The 23,825-nt window shown below is 59.7% G+C and carries 14 protein-coding genes, 6 pseudogenes and 1 riboswitch; of the genes and pseudogenes, 3 read left to right on the top strand and 17 right to left on the bottom strand.

What is annotated here, in order from left to right; translation table 11 throughout:
• Positions 1-1,425: 1,425 nt before the first annotated feature.
• From PU724_RS31480 to PU724_RS31465, 4 genes and pseudogenes are all read right to left on the bottom strand, one after another.
• The gene (locus tag PU724_RS31480) at positions 1,426-1,728 is read right to left on the bottom strand and encodes a DUF982 domain-containing protein (protein ID WP_354425931.1); all 303 of its coding nucleotides are present in this window, start codon (positions 1,726-1,728) and stop codon (positions 1,426-1,428) included.
• A gap of 178 nt (positions 1,729-1,906) precedes the next feature.
• Positions 1,907-2,113: a hypothetical protein gene (locus tag PU724_RS31475; protein ID WP_354425929.1), complete on the bottom strand. Its 207-nt coding sequence runs from the start codon at positions 2,111-2,113 to the stop codon at positions 1,907-1,909.
• 467 nt (positions 2,114-2,580) lie between these two features.
• Positions 2,581-2,948: pseudogene (locus PU724_RS31470) on the bottom strand (Mu transposase domain-containing protein); the annotation flags it as partial.
• A gap of 314 nt (positions 2,949-3,262) precedes the next feature.
• Positions 3,263-3,496 (bottom strand): annotated as a pseudogene (locus tag PU724_RS31465) (IS630 family transposase); the annotation flags it as partial.
• A gap of 303 nt (positions 3,497-3,799) precedes the next feature.
• Positions 3,800-3,999, top strand: a riboswitch (cobalamin riboswitch).
• 97 nt (positions 4,000-4,096) lie between these two features.
• Here PU724_RS31465 and metE point away from each other — a divergent pair.
• Positions 4,097-6,442, top strand: coding sequence for a 5-methyltetrahydropteroyltriglutamate--homocysteine S-methyltransferase (metE, locus tag PU724_RS31460; RefSeq protein WP_354425927.1), 2,346 nt, complete (start codon positions 4,097-4,099; stop codon positions 6,440-6,442).
• Positions 6,443-6,679: 237 nt separating this feature from the next.
• Here metE and PU724_RS31455 read toward each other — a convergent pair whose 3' ends face one another.
• The 4 genes and pseudogenes from PU724_RS31455 to PU724_RS31440 form a co-directional block, all read right to left on the bottom strand.
• Positions 6,680-7,735 (bottom strand): cytochrome-c peroxidase, encoded by a 1,056-nt coding sequence (locus tag PU724_RS31455; protein WP_354425925.1) that lies wholly within the window; start codon positions 7,733-7,735, stop codon positions 6,680-6,682.
• A gap of 189 nt (positions 7,736-7,924) precedes the next feature.
• A complete protein-coding gene (locus PU724_RS31450) occupies positions 7,925-8,359 on the bottom strand; it encodes a hypothetical protein (RefSeq protein ID WP_354425923.1) in 435 nt (144 codons plus the stop codon).
• Between the two features lie 81 nt (positions 8,360-8,440).
• The gene (ggt, locus tag PU724_RS31445; RefSeq protein WP_354425921.1) at positions 8,441-10,144 is read right to left on the bottom strand and encodes a gamma-glutamyltransferase; all 1,704 of its coding nucleotides are present in this window, start codon (positions 10,142-10,144) and stop codon (positions 8,441-8,443) included.
• Between the two features lie 982 nt (positions 10,145-11,126).
• A pseudogene (locus tag PU724_RS31440) lies at positions 11,127-11,413 on the bottom strand (IS21 family transposase); the annotation flags it as partial.
• Positions 11,414-11,552: 139 nt separating this feature from the next.
• Between PU724_RS31440 and PU724_RS31435 the strand changes: the two are divergent.
• Entirely contained in the window at positions 11,553-11,723 is a 171-nt protein-coding gene (locus PU724_RS31435) for a DUF5372 family protein (RefSeq protein WP_354425919.1), read from the top strand.
• Positions 11,724-12,426: 703 nt separating this feature from the next.
• Here the strand turns inward: PU724_RS31435 and PU724_RS31430 are convergent.
• Both PU724_RS31430 and PU724_RS31425 read right to left on the bottom strand, forming a co-directional pair.
• Positions 12,427-12,918, bottom strand: coding sequence for a Mov34/MPN/PAD-1 family protein (locus tag PU724_RS31430; RefSeq protein WP_354426097.1), 492 nt, complete (start codon positions 12,916-12,918; stop codon positions 12,427-12,429).
• Positions 12,906-14,306 (bottom strand): ThiF family adenylyltransferase, encoded by a 1,401-nt coding sequence (locus tag PU724_RS31425; RefSeq protein ID WP_426213757.1) that lies wholly within the window; start codon positions 14,304-14,306, stop codon positions 12,906-12,908. The genes PU724_RS31430 and PU724_RS31425 overlap by 13 nt, the downstream gene beginning before the upstream one ends.
• 197 nt (positions 14,307-14,503) lie before the next feature.
• On the opposite strand from PU724_RS31425, the pseudogene PU724_RS31420 reads away from it, so the two are divergent.
• Positions 14,504-15,842: pseudogene (locus PU724_RS31420) on the top strand (ISNCY family transposase).
• A 491-nt stretch (positions 15,843-16,333) separates the two neighbouring features.
• Here PU724_RS31420 and PU724_RS31415 read toward each other — a convergent pair.
• The 7 genes and pseudogenes from PU724_RS31415 to PU724_RS31385 form a co-directional block, all read right to left on the bottom strand.
• Positions 16,334-16,512 (bottom strand): annotated as a pseudogene (locus PU724_RS31415) (transposase); the annotation flags it as partial.
• Between the two features lie 237 nt (positions 16,513-16,749).
• Positions 16,750-16,985 (bottom strand): annotated as a pseudogene (locus PU724_RS31410) (ABC transporter permease); the annotation flags it as partial.
• Positions 16,986-17,032: 47 nt separating this feature from the next.
• Positions 17,033-18,625, bottom strand: coding sequence for an ABC transporter substrate-binding protein (locus tag PU724_RS31405; protein ID WP_354425764.1), 1,593 nt, complete (start codon positions 18,623-18,625; stop codon positions 17,033-17,035).
• Positions 18,626-18,769: 144 nt separating this feature from the next.
• Entirely contained in the window at positions 18,770-20,773 is a 2,004-nt protein-coding gene (locus tag PU724_RS31400) for a S9 family peptidase (protein ID WP_354425766.1), read from the bottom strand.
• 528 nt (positions 20,774-21,301) lie between these two features.
• The gene (locus PU724_RS31395; RefSeq protein WP_354425775.1) at positions 21,302-21,838 is read right to left on the bottom strand and encodes a transposase; all 537 of its coding nucleotides are present in this window, start codon (positions 21,836-21,838) and stop codon (positions 21,302-21,304) included.
• A 120-nt stretch (positions 21,839-21,958) separates the two neighbouring features.
• Positions 21,959-22,198, bottom strand: coding sequence for a hypothetical protein (locus PU724_RS31390; RefSeq protein ID WP_426213756.1), 240 nt, complete (start codon positions 22,196-22,198; stop codon positions 21,959-21,961).
• Positions 22,199-22,658: 460 nt separating this feature from the next.
• On the bottom strand, positions 22,659-23,666 hold the full coding sequence (locus PU724_RS31385) for a D-alanine--D-alanine ligase family protein (protein WP_354425770.1): 1,008 nt from the start codon (positions 23,664-23,666) through the stop codon (positions 22,659-22,661).
• Positions 23,667-23,825: the final 159 nt, after the last annotated feature.

Below are 23,825 nucleotides of genomic sequence, written 5' to 3'. Positions count from 1 at the left end.
AGTATCCCGGCGACTACCCGGACAAACTGCTTCGAACACTTCAGCGACGGCTGAAGGTCTGGCGCAGCGAACAGGCGGACGCGTTGCTGTTTGGCCCCTTGAACAAGGAGCCGCCGCTCCTGGAGATCGCAAGGCCACACTGAGGCGCCGTGGCGCTCGCGAAGGAGGCCGGGCGCTGCGAAACCCCGGCCATCTCCGCGCCCGGCCTCCTTCGCCCCAAGCCGGGAGCAAAATGGATGAGGCAACGCTTGAATCTCGGGGAGCATCGTTACGTGAGGCAATACGCTCTCTCACGTTGATCGCCGCGCCGCACACCGGTCAATCTTGGGATCCAGCGCACCCAAGGCAATCGAGCTGCCTGTGGCGAAACGCCTCGACACCTTGGCGTGGCTGAGGCCCTTGTTATGGCGCGTCGAAGTCAGCTGTTCCACGAGGCCGGCTTTGGCGGGCGATCGAAGGGACTTAGGTATTTAAATGAGCCGGGCCAGATACGAGACGGCTCTCCGCCAGCCAGTTTCGGATTATTCCGTAGTGGGATAATCCAGTATCATTATGATCTCCCCATCTTGATCGCCGAAACCCGCTCCCGATGGTCGGAAGAAGCATCAGCGATCACGCGCCGCCGGTTCGCGGAGCGCGTTCCAGGAGACCGGATGGGGAAAGGTTCAAACGGCACTTCTGGAGGCGGCATCGACCTCTGCCATCTGCAGCGGACCAACTCCCGCTCGGGCTCCGTCCTCCAATCGCCATCGCCACGAAGGCGAAGCCGAGCGGGCCGCAGCTGGGCCCGCGGACCCCATGGTGGAATATCCGGCGCCGGATCAGGATGCCATCGCGGAAGAGCCGGGTTGGCTTGCTCCCGGCGGATGCCGGCAGGGGTGTTCGGACCGCGCCAAGTAGCTATGCGCAGATGGCCGAGATTCAATGAGCGGCGTCCTAAATCTCAACGCTGCGTAGAATGCGCGCTTCGAGCGCGGCTGCGACGAAAGCTATCTAGCGGCTGGTGGATGGGTCTTACCGCATAACACCTGCAGGCAGGTACCCATCGTTATTCTGCGTTTATCGGTCTCATGATGCAGATCTCGGAGCAAAATAGCGGCTGCGTCATTGACGTCAACGCGATTCGCTCCAAGCTGCGGCGGCTAACCTGAACAACGCCTGGCCTCTCAGCCGATCAAGCCGGTCATCTCTCCCCTCCTCCACGGCAAACAAGCCCGGTCGCGTTTATTTACTACCCGAATGCGACCGCTGCATCTACGCCGCCGAACCTAGCCAGCAAGCGATCGCCATGAGGGTTGCGTGCGATCTGCGGTTTTGCAGTCGGTGGTGAGTACCTGCTTCTCGTTCGTGTGGTCTAGCTGTGAAATCTGGACACACTGCACTCTTTGACGCGCCTTGCGCCAGTCTCAACCCCGTCGTCGAAGTCTACACCGGCACTTTTCCACTGCCAGATCTGCAGGCGGCGATCCACTGCATCGCGGAGGTTGGATCTTCCAATATGGCGACCCGCTTCGCAAAGCCAAAAAAGGCATTTTGCGCCGTGCTTACCGGCTTGCGCCCGTCGTATGCATCGTAGCATGCTCTCAGGGCGGCTTCGTGGATCAGGTCTCTGCGATCTGCCGGCCATTCATTGAGAAAATCGATTGCATCCGCAAGGCCGGCAATCTCTTGGATGATGTGCGTAGCCCGCTTCACGAAAAGGGGGCTGCTGAAAACCTCAGCGTTCATTCGTTCCTCCAACCTTCCAAATAAGCCAATTTGCGTGAAGAGGCGCCGCATCGACGCGGCGACCATGGCACAATGTGTTGTCAGGGCGATGACGGTTCACGAGAAAGATCCGCGATTGCGGCCGGGTAGCGATCCGCAACATCATGCATGGCTTGCTTGCTATGAAACGCGGCCGTCATTATTGAGCTATAAAGTGATTCATCACCGCCGTTCTAAAGTGCGCAAGAGCGCGCGCCGGCACTGCCAAGCGTGCCCGCAACAAAGCCGCAGCCTGACCGGACTTTTCAGGCTCGACTAAGCGGATCCGGCACGATTTCGCACTTGCGATAAAAAATTTGTGCATTGCAATATCAGTTGCTATCGGTATGGTCATGTTGTCGGCCATCTACTCCTCTCGGCCATCTACTCCTCCCAGATGAGGTGCCGACGTTGAGTGGGGCGCACCTCCTCCCGCGTCTCATTCGAAATAGAGCCCGCTGCCACCTCCTCCCGGCAGCGGGCTTTTTCTTTGTCTGAGGCGCGATTTCGGTTGGGCCAACGCATTTGGCTAAGCGAGGCGAATATTCCGAACTTCCAGGCCTTTCTTGCCCTGCCCGCATTGGACAAACACCTTCTGCCCCTCCATGCGTCCGGCGAAGCCTTGATAAGCGTGCGCTGGAGCAGCGTGTCCTCTGCTTTGGGGTCCTTGACGCAGTCTGCGACCAGCTTGAACTTGGCGTTCAGCAGGTAATAGGGCCACACGCGCGCGCCGGATGCTCAGTCCTGAGCGGGTCTGCGCGGTGGCATGAACGAAGACGTCCTTCTCACCGTTTCAGGAGCAATGAAGCCGAAACCCTTTTCGCAATTGTACCACTGCCCCTGGCACAGGGCATGATCGCTACCATCTGGCCGCATGACGGATGATCACACAGCCAGCCAACACCACGACCTGGACGCTCTCGCCGATCAGGCGCCAGGGCACTGAGTAGCTGTTAGTATCCAGATCGATCGCACAGTCGGCCTGGACCTTGCGGATCAGGTCCTGCAGGTGCCCAACGGCGAGCTGCCGGAAAGCGCGCGGAGCGCTCGAGCTTCAGCGGCAAAACGTTCCACGGGTGCAACGCCGGTTGTTCTCCCTGGTCGGCAACCTCGCGCGTCCACCGATCCAGATGCGCCTCGAACGCCGCCCAGCTCTCGAACCGCCGGCCGGCGTTCGCGTTCTTCTTGACGTAGCCGACCCGCGTTCGTCTTTCCCCTCTGCTTCGTCTGGGGCAGCTTTGTTGCGCCCTTGAACGCGCCAATCCTGACTCCGCCTGGGATGGCGTGAAGCAGAACTGCAGGCCGAGCACCTCGCGTCTGGAGCGAGCCGCCCGGCGCGGCCATGAAGCGTTAAAAGTAAATCCTCACCGAGCTTGAACAGAGATGCCAGTTTGCGTGCTTCTACCCCTTTTATTGCGTTAGGTTGCCCGAAATGAACTGCATCTGGAATCGGATATAAGCCGAGTACGAGCGCGCGGCTGGCCCCACCTTGGCACTTCTTTTCGAGCAGTAGTCGCTATCCATAGTAGTGGATTGAATCCAACCCTTGGTGCCCAGGTTTGACGGCGGCGATGATTTTGTCCGGGTCGGCGGTCCAAGTGAAGCGTTTGGGTTGTCGGATTATGCTCGGCGAGGAAGCGGTTGATGGCCCCTACAGGAGGACGACAGGTTGAAAGCCGCCTCGCTTGAGGCGTCGCTTCGACAGCGCGGTGAAGAAGCCCTCGACGGCGTCGAGCCAGACACACTGCGTTCGCGCCCCAATCGGTCCGACCAAAGGCGCGGCTAACGACCCTTGCGCGGCCGGGCCGAACCGCCGTCTGTCACAGTTCTGCACAGCGCGCCCATTTGTCGATTTGGCTCGGTCCCTGCAGCAGCCAAGGTCTGCTTCATGTAGCCAATCTGCCTTCTCGCGTGCCGCATTAAACATATTCACGATCCGAACGCCCCTTGTTCGACCCTCACGCGACTTGGAAATCACTGCGATAATACAAATGCGTTCACATAATGACATAAAGATTTCTTTATGCGCGGTTGACAAGAGAGCGCACTGCTGTGATTGTGTCCAAGCCATGGTTCTCCGTACGGCGCAGCCGCAGCGGAGCTAAGAGGGAAGCCGGTGCGATGCCGGCGCTGCCCCCGCAACTGTTAGAGGCGAGCCGACCCCACTTATGTCACTGAGGCGAACAGCCTCGGCAAGACGGGTAGAGGCTATGACCCCCGAGCTAGGAGACCTGCCACGGCGAACTATTGTCCACGGGCGGGGTGTCTCGGTGGCCGCTGGCAGCCCGGCGTTCGTACCGGCCTAATGGCGCCTTCGTTGTCCCCCACGCCCCAACCATCGGGGTATCGCATGACTCTCTCTCAGCAAATTCCTGTAGCAACGCTTGGTGTGCCGCGTATCGGTCGCAGGCGGGAATTGAAATTCTCAGTTGAAAGCTATTGGTCCGGAAAATCTTGCGCTGCCGAGCTTCTCGCGACGGCAAAGGCGCTCCGTGCCGCGAGCTGGGAGGAGCAGCGCGATCGCGGTGTGTCGAAAATCCCGTCGAACGACTTTTCGCTCTACGACCATGTACTCGACACCGCCGCCATGGTCGGCGCTGTGCCGTCCCGCTACGCATGGAATAGCGGCGAGGTCCCACTCGACATCTATTTCGCCATGGCCCGTGGCAACCAAGGTCAGACGGGGAATTGCGACTCTGGTCGGGAGGATGCGGCTTGCCCTGCCCTAACCGCGATGGAAATGACCAAATGGTTCGACACCAACTATCATTACATTGTGCCGGAACTTGACGACGATCAGGCGTTCACACTCTCGTCGACCAAACCGGTTGATTACTTCCTCGAGGCTAAAGCCCTGGGCATTCATACACGCCCGGTCATCCTTGGACCGGTCACTTTTCTCAAGCTGGCGAAGTCACCTGCCCAAGGTTTCAATCCCCTCACGCTGCTGCCGCGGCTTCTGCCCGTCTACGAGCAACTCCTGCGGAGGTTGAAACTTTCGGGAGCCGACTGGGTGCAGATCGATGAGCCAGCGCTTGTGCTCGATCTAAACCCGAACGAACGAGCCGCACTTGAATTTGCCTATGGGCAGCTGTCGAAGGCCGCGCCCGAGCTGAAGATCATGCTGGCTACTTATTTCGGGCCGCTGGGGGACAATCTCGAGACGGCGATATCGCTGCCTTTGGCCGGCCTGCATCTTGATCTCTCGCGTGCTCCTGAACAGTTGGAGACGGCTGGTCGGCTCGCGCCTAAGGATCTGGTGTTATCGCTTGGCTTGATCAATGGCCGCAACGTCTGGCGCGCGAACCTCACTGCCATTCTCGACCGCATCAAGCCGATCGTCGCGGGCTGGCCGTTGGACCGAGTCGAGATCGCGCCTTCGTGCTCGATGCTGCATGTGCCGATCGACTTGCGTATGGAGACGGTACTGGATGCGAACATCAGGTCGTGGCTCGCCTTCGCGGCCCAGAAGACCGACGAGCTGGTCATCGTGGCTCGGGCTTTGTCCCAAGGTAGAGATGCCGTGGCTGGCGAGTTGAAAGCTTCTGACGAGGCTGCCTCGACTCGCGCAACATCCACGAAGGTCCATGACCCGCTCGTTGAAGGGCGGATCGCCGACATCAACGGCGCTATGAAGCAACGAAAGAGCGCATTTGCCGACCGTTCCAAGGTCCAGGCCAGCACGCTCGGCCTGCCGCCGTTCCCTACGACGACCATTGGATCCTTTCCGCAGACGCCTCAGGTGCGCAAGGCGCGGTCCGCTCACGGGAAGGGCCATCTCAGCTATGTCGATTACGAAACCTTTCTGAAGAAGGAGACCGAGGCTGCTATTCGCTGGCAGGAGGAGATCGGGCTGGACGTGCTGGTGCATGGCGAGTTCGAACGAAACGACATGGTACAGCATTTCGGCGAGCAACTTTCCGGCTTCGCCTTCACCGAACATGCCTGGGTGCAGAGCTATGGGTCGCGCTGCGTGCGTCCCCCCATCATCTTCGGCGACGTATCGCGCCCCAATCCGATGACGGTGCGCTGGTGGCAATTCGCCCAGTCGCTTACGCAAAAGCCTGTGAAGGGAATGCTTACAGGCCCGGTGACCATTCTCAATTGGTCTTTTGTTCGCGATGACGTACCCCGCTCCGAGGTCTGCCGCCAGATCGCGCTCGCTATTCGCGATGAAGTGACGGACCTCGAAAGATTCGGCGCAAGGATGATCCAGATCGACGAGGCCGCGTTTCGCGAAGGCTTGCCACTGCGCAAGTGCGACTGGAAGGTCTATCTCGACTGGTCGGTCGAATGCTTCCGGATCGCTTCAACAGGTGTAAAGGACTCGACTCAGATCCATACCCACATGTGCTATTCGGAGTTCAACGAGATCATCGACGCGATCGCTGAGCTGGACGCTGATGTAATTTCGATTGAGACATCGCGCTCGGCAATGGAACTGCTGGACGCCTTTACGAGCTCTAAATATCCGAACGAAATCGGTCCCGGAGTCTATGACATCCACTCACCGCGCGTTCCGGAAGTCGCCGAGATTTCGGCCCTCCTCATGCTTGCCCGCGAGCGCTTGTCTGATGGTCACCTTTGGGTAAACCCCGACTGTGGCCTCAAAACACGCAATTGGGAGGAGGTCCGCCCTGCCCTCCTGAACATGGTCGCTGCAGCACGCGCGCTCCGGGAGAGAGTGGAGGTCTGAGGCTTTGCCGAATTCTCGTCATGTGGCGAGTCAACGGCTAACGCTGCCTCGAATCCCGCGAAAACGCCTCGGCTCGCAGAACGTCCTGGCAACATGATGCCATCGCGACGAGCAGGCGACGGAAGCGCCGTCTGCGCGTTTAGATTAGATCAGGGGACTTGGTGGAAGCCGAGTGGCCTCCCTCTCAGTGATGGTTCGCTATTACCGTTTTTTGCGACTTTCCGAAGCTCAGGCCATTTATTTTCCTGAAATCCGCGACACAGGTCGAGGCGTTGTCGCGGTTTCGGCCGGTAAAATGGGATAGACGACGTTGGGCACCCTTCCGGTCAACGCGTTAAGGAAGGCAACGAGCCGGTCGACTTCTTCTGTCGTCAATTCTTCGCCGAGTTGAGTCTTTCCCATGATGGCCACGGCCTGTTTCAGATCCCATACCTTGCCCGAATGAAAATACGGCGCGGTGAGCGTTACATTGCGCAGCGGCGCCACGCGGAAGACATAAGAATCTTCGGCTTTATTGGTGACCGCCAATCGGCCCTTGTCATTTTCCGGCAGGATGTCAGCGCTGGGCCTTTCAACAAGGCCGAATGGGTAGTAGCCGTCCCCGCCAACGTTGACACCGGCATGGCAGGACGAGCAGCCTTTGTCCATGAAAAGTGCCAGACCCTGTTTTTGTTCGGTTGTCATGGCGGCGTCATCACCATTGAGGAAATCATCGAAAGGGGCTGGCGTGACCAGTGTCGCCTCGAAGGCTTCGATTGCCTTGGTGAAGTTTTCGAAGGTGACGCGATCGGCTTCATCCGGGAAAGCTGCGTTGAACCACTCGACATATTGCGGCATCGACTTGAGCGTGGCGACGAGTTGATCCGGTGTGTTGGCCATTTCGACAGCGGCTTGCACTGGTCCCTTGGCTTGGGCCTTGAGGTCTTCGGCGCGACCATCCCAGAACTGCGCGATGTTGAAGACAGCGTTCAAAACCGTGGGCGCGTTGCGCGGCCCTTTTTGCCAACCATGGCCGATCGAAGTCTCACGGTTGTCGTCGCCCCCAGTTGCCAAGTTGTGGCACGAATTGCATGAGAAGACGCCTGATGCCGAGACGCGTGGATCGAAGAAGATTGCCTTGCCGAGAGCGATCTTCGCTGGGGTAATCGGGTTGTTGGTGACTGCCGGTGTGATAGATGCTAAAGGCTTGAAAGTGGCCAGAGCGGTTTCTCTGAGGTGTTCGGGGATCGCTTGATCAGCAAAAGCGGCGGCTGCGGGCACGGCGATAGCCATCGTAGTCAACAGGACTTTCATAGACGATCTCTCTGCGTGGTGTACGCATCCACTTTGGGGTATGCGGTTCGTGAACGCCCTGCGCTAGATCAGCGGCGGGAGGAGAATCGGGTCGTCTGACACCGTTATTCCGCGACAGCGGCGCAAACGGCAGGGAAGGGAACCGCCTTTTTCGATTGGATCTCAAAGAGATGCTTGAGGCACCTATCGTCAGCTCTCGTTACGAAGCAGCATCTGCTCGACCTCAAGGGTGCTGCTGAATGCTCTAAAGTTCATTCGTTCCCCGGTCCATTGAACCTTCATTGTGGAACCTCCGCTTACAGACTTCGCCAAAATGGCAGTATCTATTCTTGCATACAACTCATGCGCGTCAAATTCAAAACAACTCATGGGAGAAAGACCTATGATCCGCACGCTCGCAATGGCAGCCTTCCTTCTTATAACCTGCGTCTCGTCTTTCACGGCCACTCCAAGCGAATTCCGAGATGAAGCAAGGATTTCGACTTCGCGCGACTGGAAAGCTTCTGCGGGGTCCGGGATAATCGTTAAAAGTAAATCCTCACCGAGCTTGACAGAGACGATCAGTTTGTGTGCTTCTACCCCTTTTATTGCTTTAGGTATCCCTAAATGAACTGCATCTGGCAATCCCTAAGGCAGATCGAGGAACCGTTCACCCACGTCGTCAAACGAGATGGTCTTCAACCGGCTGCCACCCCGCCAGTGTGGTCATGTACCGGGCGCTTCTGATCCGGGTTTGAAAAATGCGCCGGGCCGCGCCAATCCGCCGCCGAGCCCGATTGGCATACCGTCGGCGCGCCAGCATGCGGCACCAGTCATTGTGCCGTCCGCATCAAACTGAATCGCGCTCATCCCGCCGCCAACGCTGTTGATCGCCGCCACATTGTGACCGCGGTCGCGTAATGCCGCTAGAGCGCCTTCGGGGAACGAAGCCTCAACCTTTACCCTATAGCCTCGCGTCCAAACGCGCGGCGCCTCTACCGCCTGCTGCACGCCCATGCCATGATCGATCAGGTTCGACAGCGCCTGCACTATGGAGGGGAAGATTGCCGGTCCGCCAGGCAGCCCGATCGCGTAGCGTAGCCTGCCGCCGCGCAGCACCATCACCGGTGATATTGACGAGGTGACGCGTTTGCCGGGCGCGACCGAGTTGGCGCGGCCTGGACGCGGATCGAACGCTACCATGTAATTGTTGGGGATCATGCCGGTTCCAGGTACGATGTACCGGGCACCGAACGAATATTTGATCGTCTGCGTGCTGGAGACGACGTTGCCGAACCCATCCGCCACAGTCAGATGAGTGGTGTGCGCGTCCTCACTAGCCGCTCCCCCTGCGCCCCATGAATGAGCACGGTCCATCAAGATGCGCGCCCGGCGCTCTGCTGCATAGTCCTTGGATAGCAGCTTGCCGATTGACTCCTGGAAAATCGCCGCGTCGGCGAACGCCGCTGACCGGTCCGCGAACGCGATCTTCATCACTTCGGTAAGCAGGTGCAGCGTGTCTGGCGTTGCGAACCCAAGCGCGCCGATCTCGTAGCCCTCCAGGATATTCAACATCTGAATGATGTGCAAAAGCCCAAACGATGGCGGCGGCGGCCCGAGAATTTCATAGCCTCGATAGAGTCCCCGCAGCGGCTCGCGATCAACGGTGCAATAACCGGCCAGGTCCTCAATTCTCAGAAAGCCGTTTTCCTGAGCCATGTGCTCTGCACAATGACGTCCCAGTTCACCGCCATATAGAATGTCAGGCCCGTTGCGGCCGATTGCTCGCAGCGTCTCCGCATAATCGCCGTTCACCAGCCGAGTCCCGGCTTGGATAGGCATACCGCCGGGCAGATACAACTTTGCAATTTCGGCATCACGGGCGAGATCGGCGGCCGCCCCGGAGACACATTCTTGTAGAAAAGGCGTCACTCGAAAGCCGTGCGAGGCGTAGCGGATCGCGGGCTCAGTGACGTCGGCCAAAGATAAGGTACCGAACCGCCGCAGCGCCTCGCACCAGCTCAACAGCGCGCCGGGAACCGCAACGGACGTGGGGCCGACGGCGTTACGGCGGCCAATGGTCTCCGTCGATTCGGGTGCGGCGTCCGGATCGGGCGTATAGATGGTGGGGGTGCTCGCGAGTGGTGCGGTGCACATGCCATCAAGCACGTAATGCGTCCCGTTTCCGAGGCGGATGTGCGATATGCCTCCACCCAGCACCCCGACCATCATTGCCTTTACCACCGAAAGGGTGAATAAGGCTGCGATCGTAGCGTCAATCGCGTTGCCGCCGCTGGCCAGCATTTCCGCCCCCGCCGCAGAAGCGAGCGGATGATTGGTCACCACCATGCCTCGCGAACCGATCGCCGGTTGTTTTTCACAAGTGAAAATGGAATCGGCAATGGAGCGCCAGTTAACATTTTGCATCATTCAACCTCCAACTTAGGAATTGCAGCAACGACACGGTTACGTTGTCAGAGTTACGACAGTTCGCAAATGTGACAGCAGTGTTAGCGAAACGTCCAGCGGACCACCCGGCGAAAGAATAAGCGGCAGCGGTTGGTGTGCGCAGATTCAGCACGTCGGTACAGAAGATCCCGAACAGGGAGTCCTCGGCGATGCCTGAAGGCAACCAGAGTGTTGACGGTCAGTAGATCGACAATTCTCGACGCCTCTTCCGCTCGCTCAGCAGCATTCTTGCGCAATTCCCGTTTGCTCCGAGTTGTAACAACCGCATAGCTGGCAAGGCATAGCCAGTTAGCCCTGTCCCGGCCGGCTCTGGCGGCGCGCTTCGCTTCATATCGGCGCCTTCCTCACACTTTCAGTTGAGATAGCATATCCAGCAATTTTGAACTGTAAGGATTCTGTGAAGTTATTTGCAGGATCTGTTTGACTTTGATTTTGCGCCGGCGTGGAGCATCTCGGTCGAAATCCTACTGTGCGAGTTTAGGACGCCTCGCGCCGCCTCTCCCGCACCGCGCGCACCATCACGTACCCACGGCCGTTCGACCGGATTAAACTCGTCAGAGACATAGAGACCGGGGAGACCGAGCGACTCGAAATGGTAGTTGCGTAGGGCCCGCCGGGTGTCTTGACATGGCCAATCCGGTCGGTAACGGCGGCAACCGCGGGCCGGAGCTTTGGTACGCCATCAGGGCGCAGTTCCTTGTAGCGGTTTTTGCCCGTGAATCCGCACCATGTGGCCCATGAAATGGAGAAGAAGCGCCGGAGCAGCATCCTGGAGAAACGGAATCTTCAAAGTAATGGAAAAGGTGACGACCGGCCTACCCACCGTATCGATCATATGCGCTAAATTAAGATAGCTCTCGCATGGACTGAAATTTGCGTTTTCGTGTAGCTCGCGCCAAGGATGTCGCATGGAGATTTTGGCGCAGGGTTGCCAGGGGCGTAAAGGCACGCTGGAGAAATTGCCGCAGACGCTGACCATGCCCTCCCGGCTGATGCGTCGCTCGAGCTTCAGAACCGATTGGAAAGGAGCCAAAGGCAGCGGCCGCATCACTGCCCGCTCATCGGCGAAAGCTTCGTTGACGACACGCCTTGTGGTGGCGTGAACTCTCGGGTTTTCTACTGTGCCCAGCCGGTGGCGCAACTGGGCGTTCAGGTCTTCGAGACTCCGAAAGCACCGGGCCAGGAAGAAGTCTCGCGAATGTAGCGGAACGGTCGCTCGACCTTGCCTTTCTTTCAAGTCCAGGACTGCAGTTCGTGCTGACACTCGAGCGCGTATAGAGTTCGAGATCACGCTCCAGTTCCATCCGTGGACGAGCCAGCGCTTCGTGCTGTCGACCCGCAAGCAGAACTGGGGCGAGGACCGCGGGTCATGTTCTACGACGCGGAGGGGCGGCTTCGCTCGCTGCTTGCGTCATGGACGGACGTCGGTGAACCCGACGTTTTCATTCAGGTCGCGGCCGGTCGGTCGTTCGTGCGTCCAGATGATCTGGCAACCCTGGCGGCATTGATCGACCAAATCGAGCGCAGCCATGGCGGCTGAATGCGTGTCAGGCAATTTACTGCGCGTATGTCAACCTAATTATGCCGCTGCATGCCAGTGCCGCCGTCATTCCAGTCTCTGTATTGCGCGACTTTTCGGCAATGCATCAGTATGGCGGCTAGCTCGATTAGATTGACACGTCTTCATGCAAGGCGCAATTTAATTTACAAACGAGCAAGGGGATATAGCGTGCCCATCGAGACCAAACGCGATCGACTGCGCCAGCTCGGAGCGCTCGACACGCGCCCCGTTAGGTGAGCATCGTGGCGTTAGTCAGCATATTGGCGTCTCTGCAGATCAGTATCATATTGCTCGGAAGGAAAGAGTAATCTTAGGATAAGCGTCGGTTAAATCACCGTTCGGCACGTTAATCGGCTGACACAAAAGTTAATGGCGTTGTCGCAAGTTCTCCGCCCTGCAGACCGCAACAGACGGCCCTTGTAAACTGCAACATGCCGCGCAAGGCGCTCCGATGGGGTCGGCTAAATGAAGAAGACCTTGCCCGACCTCGTTAAGGACGGGCTAGCCGCGGCCAGCCTGACCGGATCGATCGATCCGGAGCATCGTGCGTTGAAAGGTGGCAAGAAGGGGCATTGCTAGGGCCTCATCGGCTCAGACATGGCAGCATCGGCCCCGGCAGCCCCAGCACCGGGGGAGATGACAATCTTGGAGCCCGCACTCTGTCCTCGCGCCAATTGTCGTTTCAGCCATATATCGCGACTTCGGCCTTCCGCTCGCATAGGCCTTCGATCAAGAAGAAGCGTGGCTCCATTCCGCAAACCCAGGCGTGCAGCATCCAACAGGCTGATTTGCCGCACATCAGCATCATAATAGGGGTAGAAGCCCGCGCAGATGGCGTTCCGATGACATTCCTGAGACAGACTCGATCTGTTCCGCTCAATCTGTTGGAAACCGTGTCCGGATGGGTATGCCAGTCGCCGAGGTAGGTGTCGAGCCTACCTGATCGGTGATAGTGCTTAGCGATTTCGGCCTGTTGCCAGTCCTGATCCGGGAGAAAGCTGCAGCGTGCGCGCTTCGCATTGGGGCCGGCCGGGATCATTCTCGTGACCACGGCCACACGGGTTTCGGCCCAGTAGCCCATGAAGGTTCCACCCGTTTCCCTGTCATACCATTGGTCGGCCTCAGACTTCATGACGTCGACCACGGAGCGGGGAAGCCAGACTACGTGAGGCATCCGCACCCCGGACTGGGCCGCAATTCGTCCACCTTCCAAGCTGGCGGTATCCGCTTCAAACCATTGTGCAAGGTGAGGGTATGGACCAGCGACACCTCGAAGTCCTGCGGGCCGGAAAGAACGCCGACAGCCATCCGAACGGCTTCGAGCGTCAGTTCCTGGAGATCGAACGATGCACCTGTGAAGGTGGCCTCGGAGCAGCCGGGCGGCTGGATCAGCCCCTGAGGGTCGCCGATGCCGGGAGGTCTATCAATTGTGCCGGCGGCGTAGGCAATCTCTTTGCAGACCGGGCAGCCGGATTCCGGGTGATGGTATGCGACAACCCCTCCCTTCAGCGTCGTCGAGGCATAAACGCAGATCATTGGAACATGGCGCGCTCGGCAGCAGTCGGCCAGGAAAAAGGAAACTCCGGTCGAGGCAGCAGCATCGATCACCAGATCGGCTTCGTCCATCAAGCCGGTAAGCAGCTGGTGGTCTCCTACTCCATCCGCCCAAGCGCTGCCGATCCTGTGAGATATCGGTTGCACGGTGGTCCAGGGGTATTCAAGCTCGATATGTTCCTTGATGAACTCTGTTTTTTGCCTGCCCCAAGCTGAAGCACCTGCAGCCCAGCGGATGGAGTTCCCCGGCTCGACACAATCACAATCCAACACGATCAATTTTCGACAGCCGTTCTTGGCCAACTCGGCAGCCAGCGGCGAGCCCAAAGCTCCGAGTCCCACGATGGCTACCGTCTTGTCGCGCAGGGCTCCGACAGAGGGGACTCGGCTGCCAATGTCTCCGATCCCGGCCCTGTAGGTAGGGACAACGAAACCAACTCCTTTGGTCTTCTGCGCACCGTTCCTGGTGATGCGAAGAATTTTCCTGCTGTAGTGCAAAACGAAAACCCATGCGTCACCGTATGTCTGGAATTGCAATTCCGATCTCTTGAGCGTGGCGGAGATCCGAATATCGCCACCAGAGGTTTTCGCATAGCGCGAGCCGTGACCGAGTCGCTTTAGCAGACTCGGCAGCTCCTGGTGCACCGGCATGGGAAGATGATCGTCCCGCTTCCACGGAAATACCGCCGTATCGCGTCTTCGCCCAAGGGTGATTGGGAGCGGAAAGCTGCGCTCGGCGAGCAGATCTCCGGTATCGCTCCACACCTTTGAGACGGCGGCCTGGATCGCTGGACGATCTTTCCCCCAGTCCACCACGAATTCGATCTCAACTTTACCCTGGTCGAACCCCGAAAGATCCCAGGAACTGTCGACCAGCACATAGTTGCCGCTGCTGCGATCGGCGGTTTCATTCCACCAGACCTCCGCCGGCTCACCCTGTGGGTCCTCATCCTTCGAAGCGTCGAGCGCCTTGGCCAGATTGGAATAAAGGATGTCTGCCAAAGTCATCCTGCTCTGCCACAAGCCGCTGTCCCGGCCGAGCAGACATAGACTGCCGTCTGGGGCGCAGTGACGCGATGGGTATCCCTCCGGTTCGCACCGGAGCATCACATGAGGGCGGAGCCGCGGGAACGAGTCGGTTTCAGATATACTTTGGTCTCACGCCACTGATTCCAAAGCACAATCTGCAACCGCCGGAGCCGACAATGCGCCAAGAACGCACCGTCCAAGCCAGCATATTCGATCTTTTCGCCACGCACGAGATCGGCCACGAACGAGGCGATGTCGCGGTGGCTGGACGAGCACCGCGATCTGCTCGGCTTGGTGGCGCGAGACTTGGTTCGGTGCGGCGTCAAGGCCACCGGACGGCAAGGCCTACCTGCCGAAGCGGTCTTACGTTGCGCGCTTCTCAAGCAATACCGGCAGTTGACCTACCAGGAGTTAGCCTTCCATCTTGAGGATTCAGCGTCATTTCGAGCCTTTGCGCGGCTGCCGTGGTCCTGGAGCCCGCAGAAGTCGGTGCTGCAAAAGACCATCAGCGCGATCCGGCCCGAGACCTGGGAGCAGATCAATCAGGTGCTGCTGTCGAATGCCCGGCAGGCAAAACTGGAAGATGGCGGTGTCGTGCGGCTGGACAGCACTGTAACCTCGGCACTCATGCACGAGCCGAGCGACAGCAGCCTGCTGTGGGATGCTGTGCGGGTCATGGTGCGCCTTCTGAAGCGGGCCGACACCTTGGCCGGCGGCGCCGGCTTGGAATGGCACGATCACTGCCGCGCGGCCAAGAAGCGCGCCCGCAAGATCCAATTCACGCGCGGTCGACCAAACCGGGTCCAACTCTACCGCGAGCTGATCGCAATCACCCGCGCGACCTTGGCCTATCTGAAGCAGGCGACCGAGCGATTGGCCGTGGCAAGCACTCCGCTCATCGCAGTGTGGCAGCTCCAGGTTCGTCACTATCGGCCGCTGATCGAACGCATCATCACACAGAGTGAGCGGCGGGTGTTGGCCGGCGAGTTGGTGCCGGCCAGCGACAAGCTGGTCAGCCTGTTCGAACCCCATGCCGATATTATCGTCAAAGGCAGCCGCGACACCGAGTACGGCCACAAGCTCAACCTGACCACCGGCAGGAGCGGCATGATCCTCGATCTGGTGATCGAGGCGGGCAATCCGCGCGACAGCGACCGCTTGCTGCCGATGCTGGAACGCCACATCGCCTTCTATGGTCACGCGCCGCGGCAGGCGGCGGCCGACGGCGGCTTTGCCAGTCGCGGCAATCTGGCTACAGCGAAAGCGTGGGGCGTTTCCGACATGGCCTTCCACAAGAAAGCCGGCCTGAGGATCGAGGACATGGTCAGAAGCAAGTGGGTCTATCGCAAGCTGCGCAACTTCCGCGCCGGCATCGAGGCCGGCATTTCATGCCTCAAGCGTGCTTACGGTTTGGCGCGTTGCACCTGGCGCGGCCTCGATCACTTCAAGACCTACGTCTGGTCCTCGGTCGCGGCTTACAATCTTGTCGTCTTCACGCGCCTCAAGCCGGCCTGATGCCGGCTGGTATTGGAATTGCGTCGCACCGGCCAGAGCCGGCCTCGTGGCGCGCGCGTGATCGCGACCACAACGCCTTTCTGCTCGATAGCCAACCCCTCGATCCTGTCCATGAGCCTCAAATGCGCTCAAGTTAAGGACAAGTGATTGTAAACAAAACAGAATACGTCCGTTTGTGGACGGAAACTAGCTAGATTGGCCAGCCGATCCCGATCAGATCCCATCAGGCAGCGGCCAAAAGTGCCGACTGCGGACAGAAGCAAGACCCCGGCGGCGGACTGAGTTACGAGGGATTGACAAGTCGAGGCCCGTTACAGAAGCCGCCTAATGCACGGCGATAGGCTTTTGACGGACTGAAGCGACGTTGTGGTTGCCATTGTGGTGCTTTTCCACGCGCCTCCTCAGGCGCGGGGATTGCTCTGTTGTGATGGCAGGCGGGGGTTTGCAGGTTGCGGTCGACGGGTTCGTTTCGGGGCGTCTGCGCTCCATCGTTATGTCGCGAGTTGGGGGATGTGATCGAGGACGATGCGCAGGATGCGCTGGTCGGGGCACGATGTCGGCAGGTGCAGGCGGATTTGCGATTTCATCTCGACCACCCGAGCAGCGATTTTGATGAGGCGCAACGCGGCGTGTCGAATTGGGCGACGGCAAAGCTCGGGCGCCTCGGCATGTGCTCGCTCCGCAGATACGCCTGACCGTCTCGTCCTTGAGCCGGCGCACAGGTCCGCGGCCGCTTGCGACGCAATTCGCTTGCTCGTTGTCCGAACCCTTACGAATTGCGTCGCAGCAAACATCGGGTCGGGTAGCGAGAATGCAACATCGGCTTTTGGGTTGGCATAGCTCGTGCTTTTAAACGTCGACGTTCACCCAAACACGGAGCGTTGAGTTTCGGCACATATCCCTGTGAGAGGCGGTCGACGAGCCCGCCATTTTGCCCCGCGGCAAGAATGCCGAAGGAAACTCCGTCAGTTCGAGAACGGTCGTCCGGCAAAGATCGAGGTGCCGAAATCACCGCTCAGCATGTCGCGCAACCCGGATGCCGGCGATCATCTCCGCCGTGGCCGACTTGCCGACGATGATCGCAGCCGGATCGCCCGGTGCCAGCCTCAGCAACAGGAAGACGAAGATTCCGACCATCGCCATTACGGCGATGGTCGAACCCAATCTGCGAAGGACGTAGGCGCCCGTCCTCAGCCCTTCTTCATGTTCCACATCGCTACGAGCGACGGCATCTCGATAAGGCCGGTGAGAGTCTTTCGGCGCGCACTCGGCGCGACATATTGACCTGCCAGAACCTGGGGCACGTAGTCCCACCATATTTGCTGCATCTCGCGGGCCAGAGCCTTACGCTCTTCGAGCGTTTCGACATCTGCCCATTTGGCCCGCAGCGCCTCATATTGGTCGTTTTGTGGCCAGCCGTACCAAGCTTGTTCGCCATTCATCGGCAAGGTGACCGCACTAACAACCTGGCCGGTGGTTGCTTCAGCGTCACTGGTGATGAATAGGCTCCAGCCACCGTCGACAATGGAGCGCTTGTTCTTGCGGCGCGCGACAAGCCCGCTCCAGTCGCTTGGCGCAAGCTCGGCATTGACTCCGATCTTCCGTAATGTGGCTGCCAGAAACTCCGAAGCATTGGAGAACAAAGAATTGTCCGTGGCCTGAAGAATGATGACCTTCTCGCCAGCATATCCTGCCTCCTTGAAAAGCTCCTTGGCCTTTTCGGGATCTCCGCCCTTTTTGAACCATCCCGTATTTTCGTCGTTGGACACCGGCGTTTCGTTCCCAAACATCGAAGTAACGGTATGGACGTATTTCGATTCGCCAAATGCGGCGTGCAACATAGCCTCCTGATCCACCAGGTGAAGCAGCGCCTGACGCGCCTTCACATTGTCGAACGGCTTCTGCAGGCAGTTTATGCGTACGAACATGTCCTCGCCCGTCTTGTCCAGAACTTGCAGCGCAAGGTTGGGATCGCTCTCGATCACTGCAAAAAGATCGGCCGGCGCCGTCCAGACGAAGTCAATCTCGCCCGCTTGCAAGGCAGCCAAGGCAGTCTGCTGATCCGCGATATTGTCCCAGATGACACGATCGACATTGACGATCTTCCCGCCGGCAAATCCGTCGGCCGGCTCGCTGCGTGGTACATATTTTTCGTTGCGGTCATAGGTGAAGCTCGCGCCCGGGTTGGCAAGATCCTGGTTAAACTTGAACGGCCCCGATCCGATGTTCGCCGTCACCTGCTCGGTTGCAGGCCTACTCGCGTCTTTCTCGCGCATGATGAATGGGCCTTGGAAAGCCAGGAGGTCGAGCAGACCACCGAGCGGCTCTTTGAGTGCGATTGCGAAGGTCTTGTCGTCCTTCTTCGAGATGTCGCTGGCGCGCGCCATGAGCAGCTGTCCGCCGGGGGCCACCTGTGCCCAGCGACGGATCGAGGCTACACAGTCCGCCGCCGTAACGGAGGTACCATCGTGCCAGCCAAGACCATCCCGCAGCTGGAACGTATAAGTCTTCTTGTCATCGGAAACGCCCCACTTCCCCACCATTTGCGGCTGCGGCACAAAGTTAGAATCGACAGCGAACAGCGTATCGTATATCGCCAAGGCATGGCTGCCGGTATCGGTGGACGTGGTAAGAACCGGATCGAAGATTTGGAAGCCACCCATATTCATGCGCACAGTCCGCGCGTCGGCTGGTGCCGTCTGCGCCCCCAGGACGGAAGGGATCGATAAAGCCGCTCCGGCGGCCATGCCCGCTTTAAACAGATTGCGTCGAGAAATCGTCATCTTTCAGTTCCCCTTTTTTAGACACTGGTGGTTGGTCCGCGCTTGCCTCTTGTTGATAGCAAGATTGACTGATTTGACAGGTCGGGTCTCAGCACACCCCCGCTCAAACTCGGCCGATCGGTGGATCGAGGCTAAGGCGACCGCCTACCGCGCCTCACCCAGGTGAGTGCGGAACCAGTTCGTCACCCGGGTCAGGTAGTCGACACGGTAGGCAGGCGGCGCCGTCCTCCGGAACCCGTGGGCGCATGCCGGATACCGCACGAACTCGGTTTCGCAACCAGCCCTGGTCAGAGCTACGAACATCTCCTCGCTCTGCCCGATCGGGCACCTCTCATCGGCCTCCCCGTGAATGATCAGCGTCGGAGTGGTTACCAGGTGCGCATACGTCGAGGGCGAATAATCCCGGTACGAGTCCGGGACCTCATGCGGGTCGCCGCCCCACTGCTGCGGGAAGTACACGTGGCCGATGTCGCTGGTCCCCCACATTGAGGTCACGTCGAAGTCCGGCGCGCCGCACACTGCCGCGGCGAACCGGTTGGTGTGCCCGATCGTCCACGCTGTCATGTAGCCACCGTAGGAATACCCAAGGATGCCGGTCCGGTCTGGGTCCGCGTACGGCCGTTCGAGCACCGCGTCAACCACAGCCATCAGCTCCGCGAAGGGCTTTCCGCCCCAATCCCCAACGACCCGCTGGGTAAACTCGCGCCCATACGAAGTGGAACCGCTCGGGTTACAGAAGACGACCAGAAAGCCGGCGGCGGCCAACGCCTGCTGTCCGACATCAAAGTCGTATCCGTAATAGTTCTGCGGCCCCCCGTGCACGTCCAGCACCAACGGGTAGCGCCGAGCTGGGTTGAAGCCAGGTGGGAACAGCAGCCAGGCCTCGATTGTCACCCCGCCGTGCTCGACGTCTATGCGCTCCCACTCGGCAGCAGGCCAGTTGACCAGAATGGAGGCGCTGTTCGCGGTTACCGTTCCCGACTCACCACTGACCAGATCAGTCACCATGATCTCGCCGAGAGAATTCAAGCTGCCTTGCACCTGCACCGCATAGCGCCGCCGGTCGTCCACGCTCAGCCCGGCGTTCGTCGCGGTCCACCGCGCCACTACGTCGTATGCGCCAGACGCCACGTTTACGATGTACAACCCACTGGCCCCTCTGTGTATCGCATGCGCTAGCACCCGGTCGTCGTCTAGCCAGACCGGCTGCGACGGCGGTCCCAGCCTTTGGAGGGCGGGCAGGATTGCCAAATCGTGGGTGAGCCGGGTCAGTTCGCCGCGGGCGACTTCCAGCAAGAAGAAGTCCGTCTGCGAGGTACACAGGTCGTCGCCGGCCAGGAATATCCGCTGGCCGTCTGGGGACCACGCCCACTGATTGATGTCACCCTCCCCCGGGCCAAATGGCTCGATGCTGCCGGTGGCCACGTCGACTAGCCCAAGGTGGCTACGCATCCCGTTCAGCGTGGCCACCCTGACCGCGACTGTACGCGCGTCGGGAGACCAAGCCGGGTCGTAGTGGTCGAACGGTTCGCGGGTTAGTATCCGCCGTACCCTCGTCTCGACATCGACGACGAACAGTTGCAGGCGCACGTCGCCGAGGTACCCGCGACCGTCCTGCTTATAGTCGACTCGCCGGGTCACTCGGACAGGGGGCAGTACACCTCTTGGAAGGCCGGCCTCGTCAGGGTCGTCAGGATCGAAGAGTGTTGTGTAAGCTAGCGACCTTCCCTCGGGAGACCAGGCGAGGCCGCTGATCGGCGCCTGGTGCCCGGCTAGTTCCTGGGCCTCGCCGCCTCCGGCCGGAAGCACGTAGAGGCCGTACCTGGCGGGGCCGCCCCGATCGGCGATCCTGTCGGACACGAACGCGATCCGTGTCCCGTCCGGCGACCAGATGCCGTCTTCGCTGACTCGCCCGCCCGTGGTGAGTTGGCGCGGATTGGTGCCGTCGACGTCGGCGGTCCACAACTGCGCCAGCCTGGCGCCAGTGCCTCGATCGGTTCGCGCCAACGTGTACATGATACGAGTCCCGTCCGGCGAGATCCGCGCATTTTCAGCCACCGTGAACCCGTAGACAAGGGTATCCGGGGTGAGTCCTTGGGTATCGGATAGCGGCGACGAAGTGTTCACCGGCTGGGCGATCTCTTCCATTCCACGCTTTCCCATTAGTGGTCCTGTCCTGACGTTCCGGCAGCGCGGTTCGAAGCGGCTGCGCAATATTAGGCAGTGTTACCCGAGCGCAGGACCTTCAAAATGAAGGTCATCGCGCAATGATTGCGTCAAAAGCAGGTTAGCGTTGTCGGAAAATCGGCAGGGGGCCGGCAGGCCGTCGCGCGGTATGCGCGGCTTGGCTGCCTTGACGGAGCGAGCACGTCGCTATCGTTCGCCGCTACGGGATGGAACGGCGAAGCTGATTTTGCTACTTGTCGCGGCTCGGGTGACCTCGTGGCGAAGAGCAGGGTCGAGGTTGCAATCCTGTCGCGCAGCCTATGATCGTCGCACCTCGTGTGTGGCGCCCGAGCGTCCCCTTCGGCGATTGGTTTTTCCATGTAGCGACGAAGCGACGGTAGATTTCCTCGGCGTTGCGGATCGTTTCGTGCTCGCTGTCACGCACTGACTTGTTGCTGTAGGCGGCGGTGCCTTTTGCCCTGCCGCCGCGTTGAGACGGCTAGCCGGCGGTCAATTCCAGCTTTTGGAGCTTCCAATCCAGGAGCGGCTCCAGATGTAGTCCTCGGCCTTGGTCAGCATTTGCCAGACGATGACCGCCAGCTTGCGCGCCGTCGCGACCGCGGCAACGTGCTTACCCCGCTTGTCACGGATGCGCATGAAGAAGGCCCGCAGCGGGCCAGGCACGCCGGAAATGACCCACGCCGCCTTGACCAGCATCGGTCGCGCGTGGGCTCGGCCATGTTTGGTGATGCGGCCATGATAAGCCGGCTTGTCGCCGGACTGCCTAACCCGCGGGTCGAGCCCAAAATAGCTGACAAGCTTTTCCGGCGATGAGAACCGTTCGACATCGTCAACGGCTACCACGATACTCAGTGCCATCGTGACATCCATGCCGGTGATCGTCATCAAACGCTTGATTCGTGGGTCCTGGAGGGCCGTCTTTGCGAGGCTTTTGTCAACCTGTGCAAGTTCTTCCGCCAAGGCGATCGAGTTCATCGGCATGGCGAAGGACGACACCGCGCTGATCCTCGGCGAGCGGCTGAGCATCAAAGCCACGCCCTACCCCGCTTTGAGAACAGGGTGCCCTTGTGGGGCGGGATTAGGTTGGCGTGCAGAACGGAATGAATTCAGTTTTTTGAGACGGGTCATCTGGGAGGCGAGCAGCGTTCATTCCGCTACCACGCGACGACGCGTCTCGGTTGCCTCGTCCGGCATCCACACTTCGGGTAGAAAGCCACTCGCATGAAGCTTCGCCAGCGCTGCCGCGTCGATCTTGTCGGTCTTGACCTTGACCCAGGCGATGGCTCGGACCAGGATCGGATTGACTACGACCCCCAGCCCACAAAATGATCGCACTTGTATTGCCTGTCGCTTGGATGACGATCTCGTCACTGGCTTGAGCTTCATGGCGAACTGCAAAAGGCGGCTGCGTTCGAAATCGCTCCCCCCCCCGCCCCGCGGATTTTGCCTTTCTCCAAGACCGCCATTTGGGCGAATGATCGGTGGACATCAAGGGCAATGGTTCTCATTCCCGGCTTCTTTCCAGGTTCAGCAAGCTTGGGAGCCGGCGGTTTACACGACAAGTACGGATCCGCGCTCGCGGCGCAACCGGGCAAGTCGAAGGGGGCGGCCAGATAACAGCTCGAACTCTCGGCTCAGTTCATCAGATACTTCGGCCTGCCCGCCATGCGTGCTCCCGACACCCCAATCCGGGTAGGCGGACGGTAGTCGATCCATCCGTGCAAGAAAATAAAATACGGATTGGCGCGTCGCGCCTTTCATGCCTGATAACAATCGGATCGAACAGGACCATCGGCGCATCAAGCCTCGTGTCCGGCCGTGCTCGGCAATTCGACGCGTGTTCGCCCTAGGGGATGCCGATTCCGAAATACCGGGTGTGGGCGACATTGATGATGCGATTGATCAAGCCTGGGAAGCTGTGTCCGGCAGTCATCGCGGCTATGGTATAAGGGGACTGCATACTGAGCCCCGGCATGCAGTCGAATTCCAGGACAAAGGGCTGGCCGGAGCGATCGATCCGGAGGTCGACGCGGGCAAAGTCGCGGCACTGGCAGGCACGGAAGCACGCAACCGAGATATCCCGCAGCACCGTCGCAAGTCCGCTCCCGATTTGCGCCGGGCAAATCTTCGGCACCGCAGCGGCCGCCGCAAATTTCGCCTCCCAAGTCATAAGACGCGTTTCGCGGTCGCCGAAGTCCTGCTCCACCAAGGGCAACACCTCAGGCTCTCCGTTTCCAAGCAGCGCAACGCAGATTTCTCGCCCGTCTATGTATTCTTCCACGAGCGCATCCTGCGCATACTGGGTGACGATCACTTCCACGGCCTGTCTCAAGTGAGCAGGTTCATGTACGAGCTGTAGTCCGAGACTGGAGTCTTCGCGACGTGGCTTCACCACCACTGGGAAGCGCAGGTCGCCGGTACTCTCGTTGCCGCGACGCATGACGCAAAAGTTCGGCGTCGGCACACCGACATCGCGGATGATCGTCTTAGTGATGACCTTGTCGTGCGACAGTCCATGCCCGAGCGGGCTCGATCCGGTGTATGGAACACCGGCCATCTCAAGCATGGCCGGAACGTGGGTGAAACGATACTCGCCCTGAATTCCATGTGCCCAGTTGAAGACGATTCCGGAGGGGCGGCCTTGCGGATCTGGGGGCATGAACCGCTCGAGCGTAGCGAGCAGTCCTTTATCGCCTTCGCACAGCAGCGTCTCGTGGCCGCCCTCGTGCAGTGCCGCCACCACCCTTTCGACGGTCCCTTCCTGCGGCCAAGGCTGCGGCGGCTGCGGATAAGGAAGACCGAACCGGTTAATTATACCGGTAAAATCACCGTTCGTCACCATGGCTACTCGCATGAGCTACTCCTTTGATATTTGCCCGCTGTCACGTTCATTACCCTGATTTGCCGACGAAAACGGTCTCGTCGGCGCGGTGCTCGACGGTACGCTTGTCGTCCGTATCGTCGGATCGGAGACCACCTGACCGCAATCGTCATAGCGGGTCCTCCACCGTGT

Origin of the sequence: Mesorhizobium abyssinicae (genome assembly GCF_049887195.1) — a bacterium.
GTDB classification, from domain to species: Bacteria; Pseudomonadota; Alphaproteobacteria; order Rhizobiales; family Rhizobiaceae; genus Mesorhizobium; species Mesorhizobium abyssinicae.
Note: the sequence above shows the minus strand (reverse complement) of the source record. Positions and strands in the feature narration are given on the sequence as shown.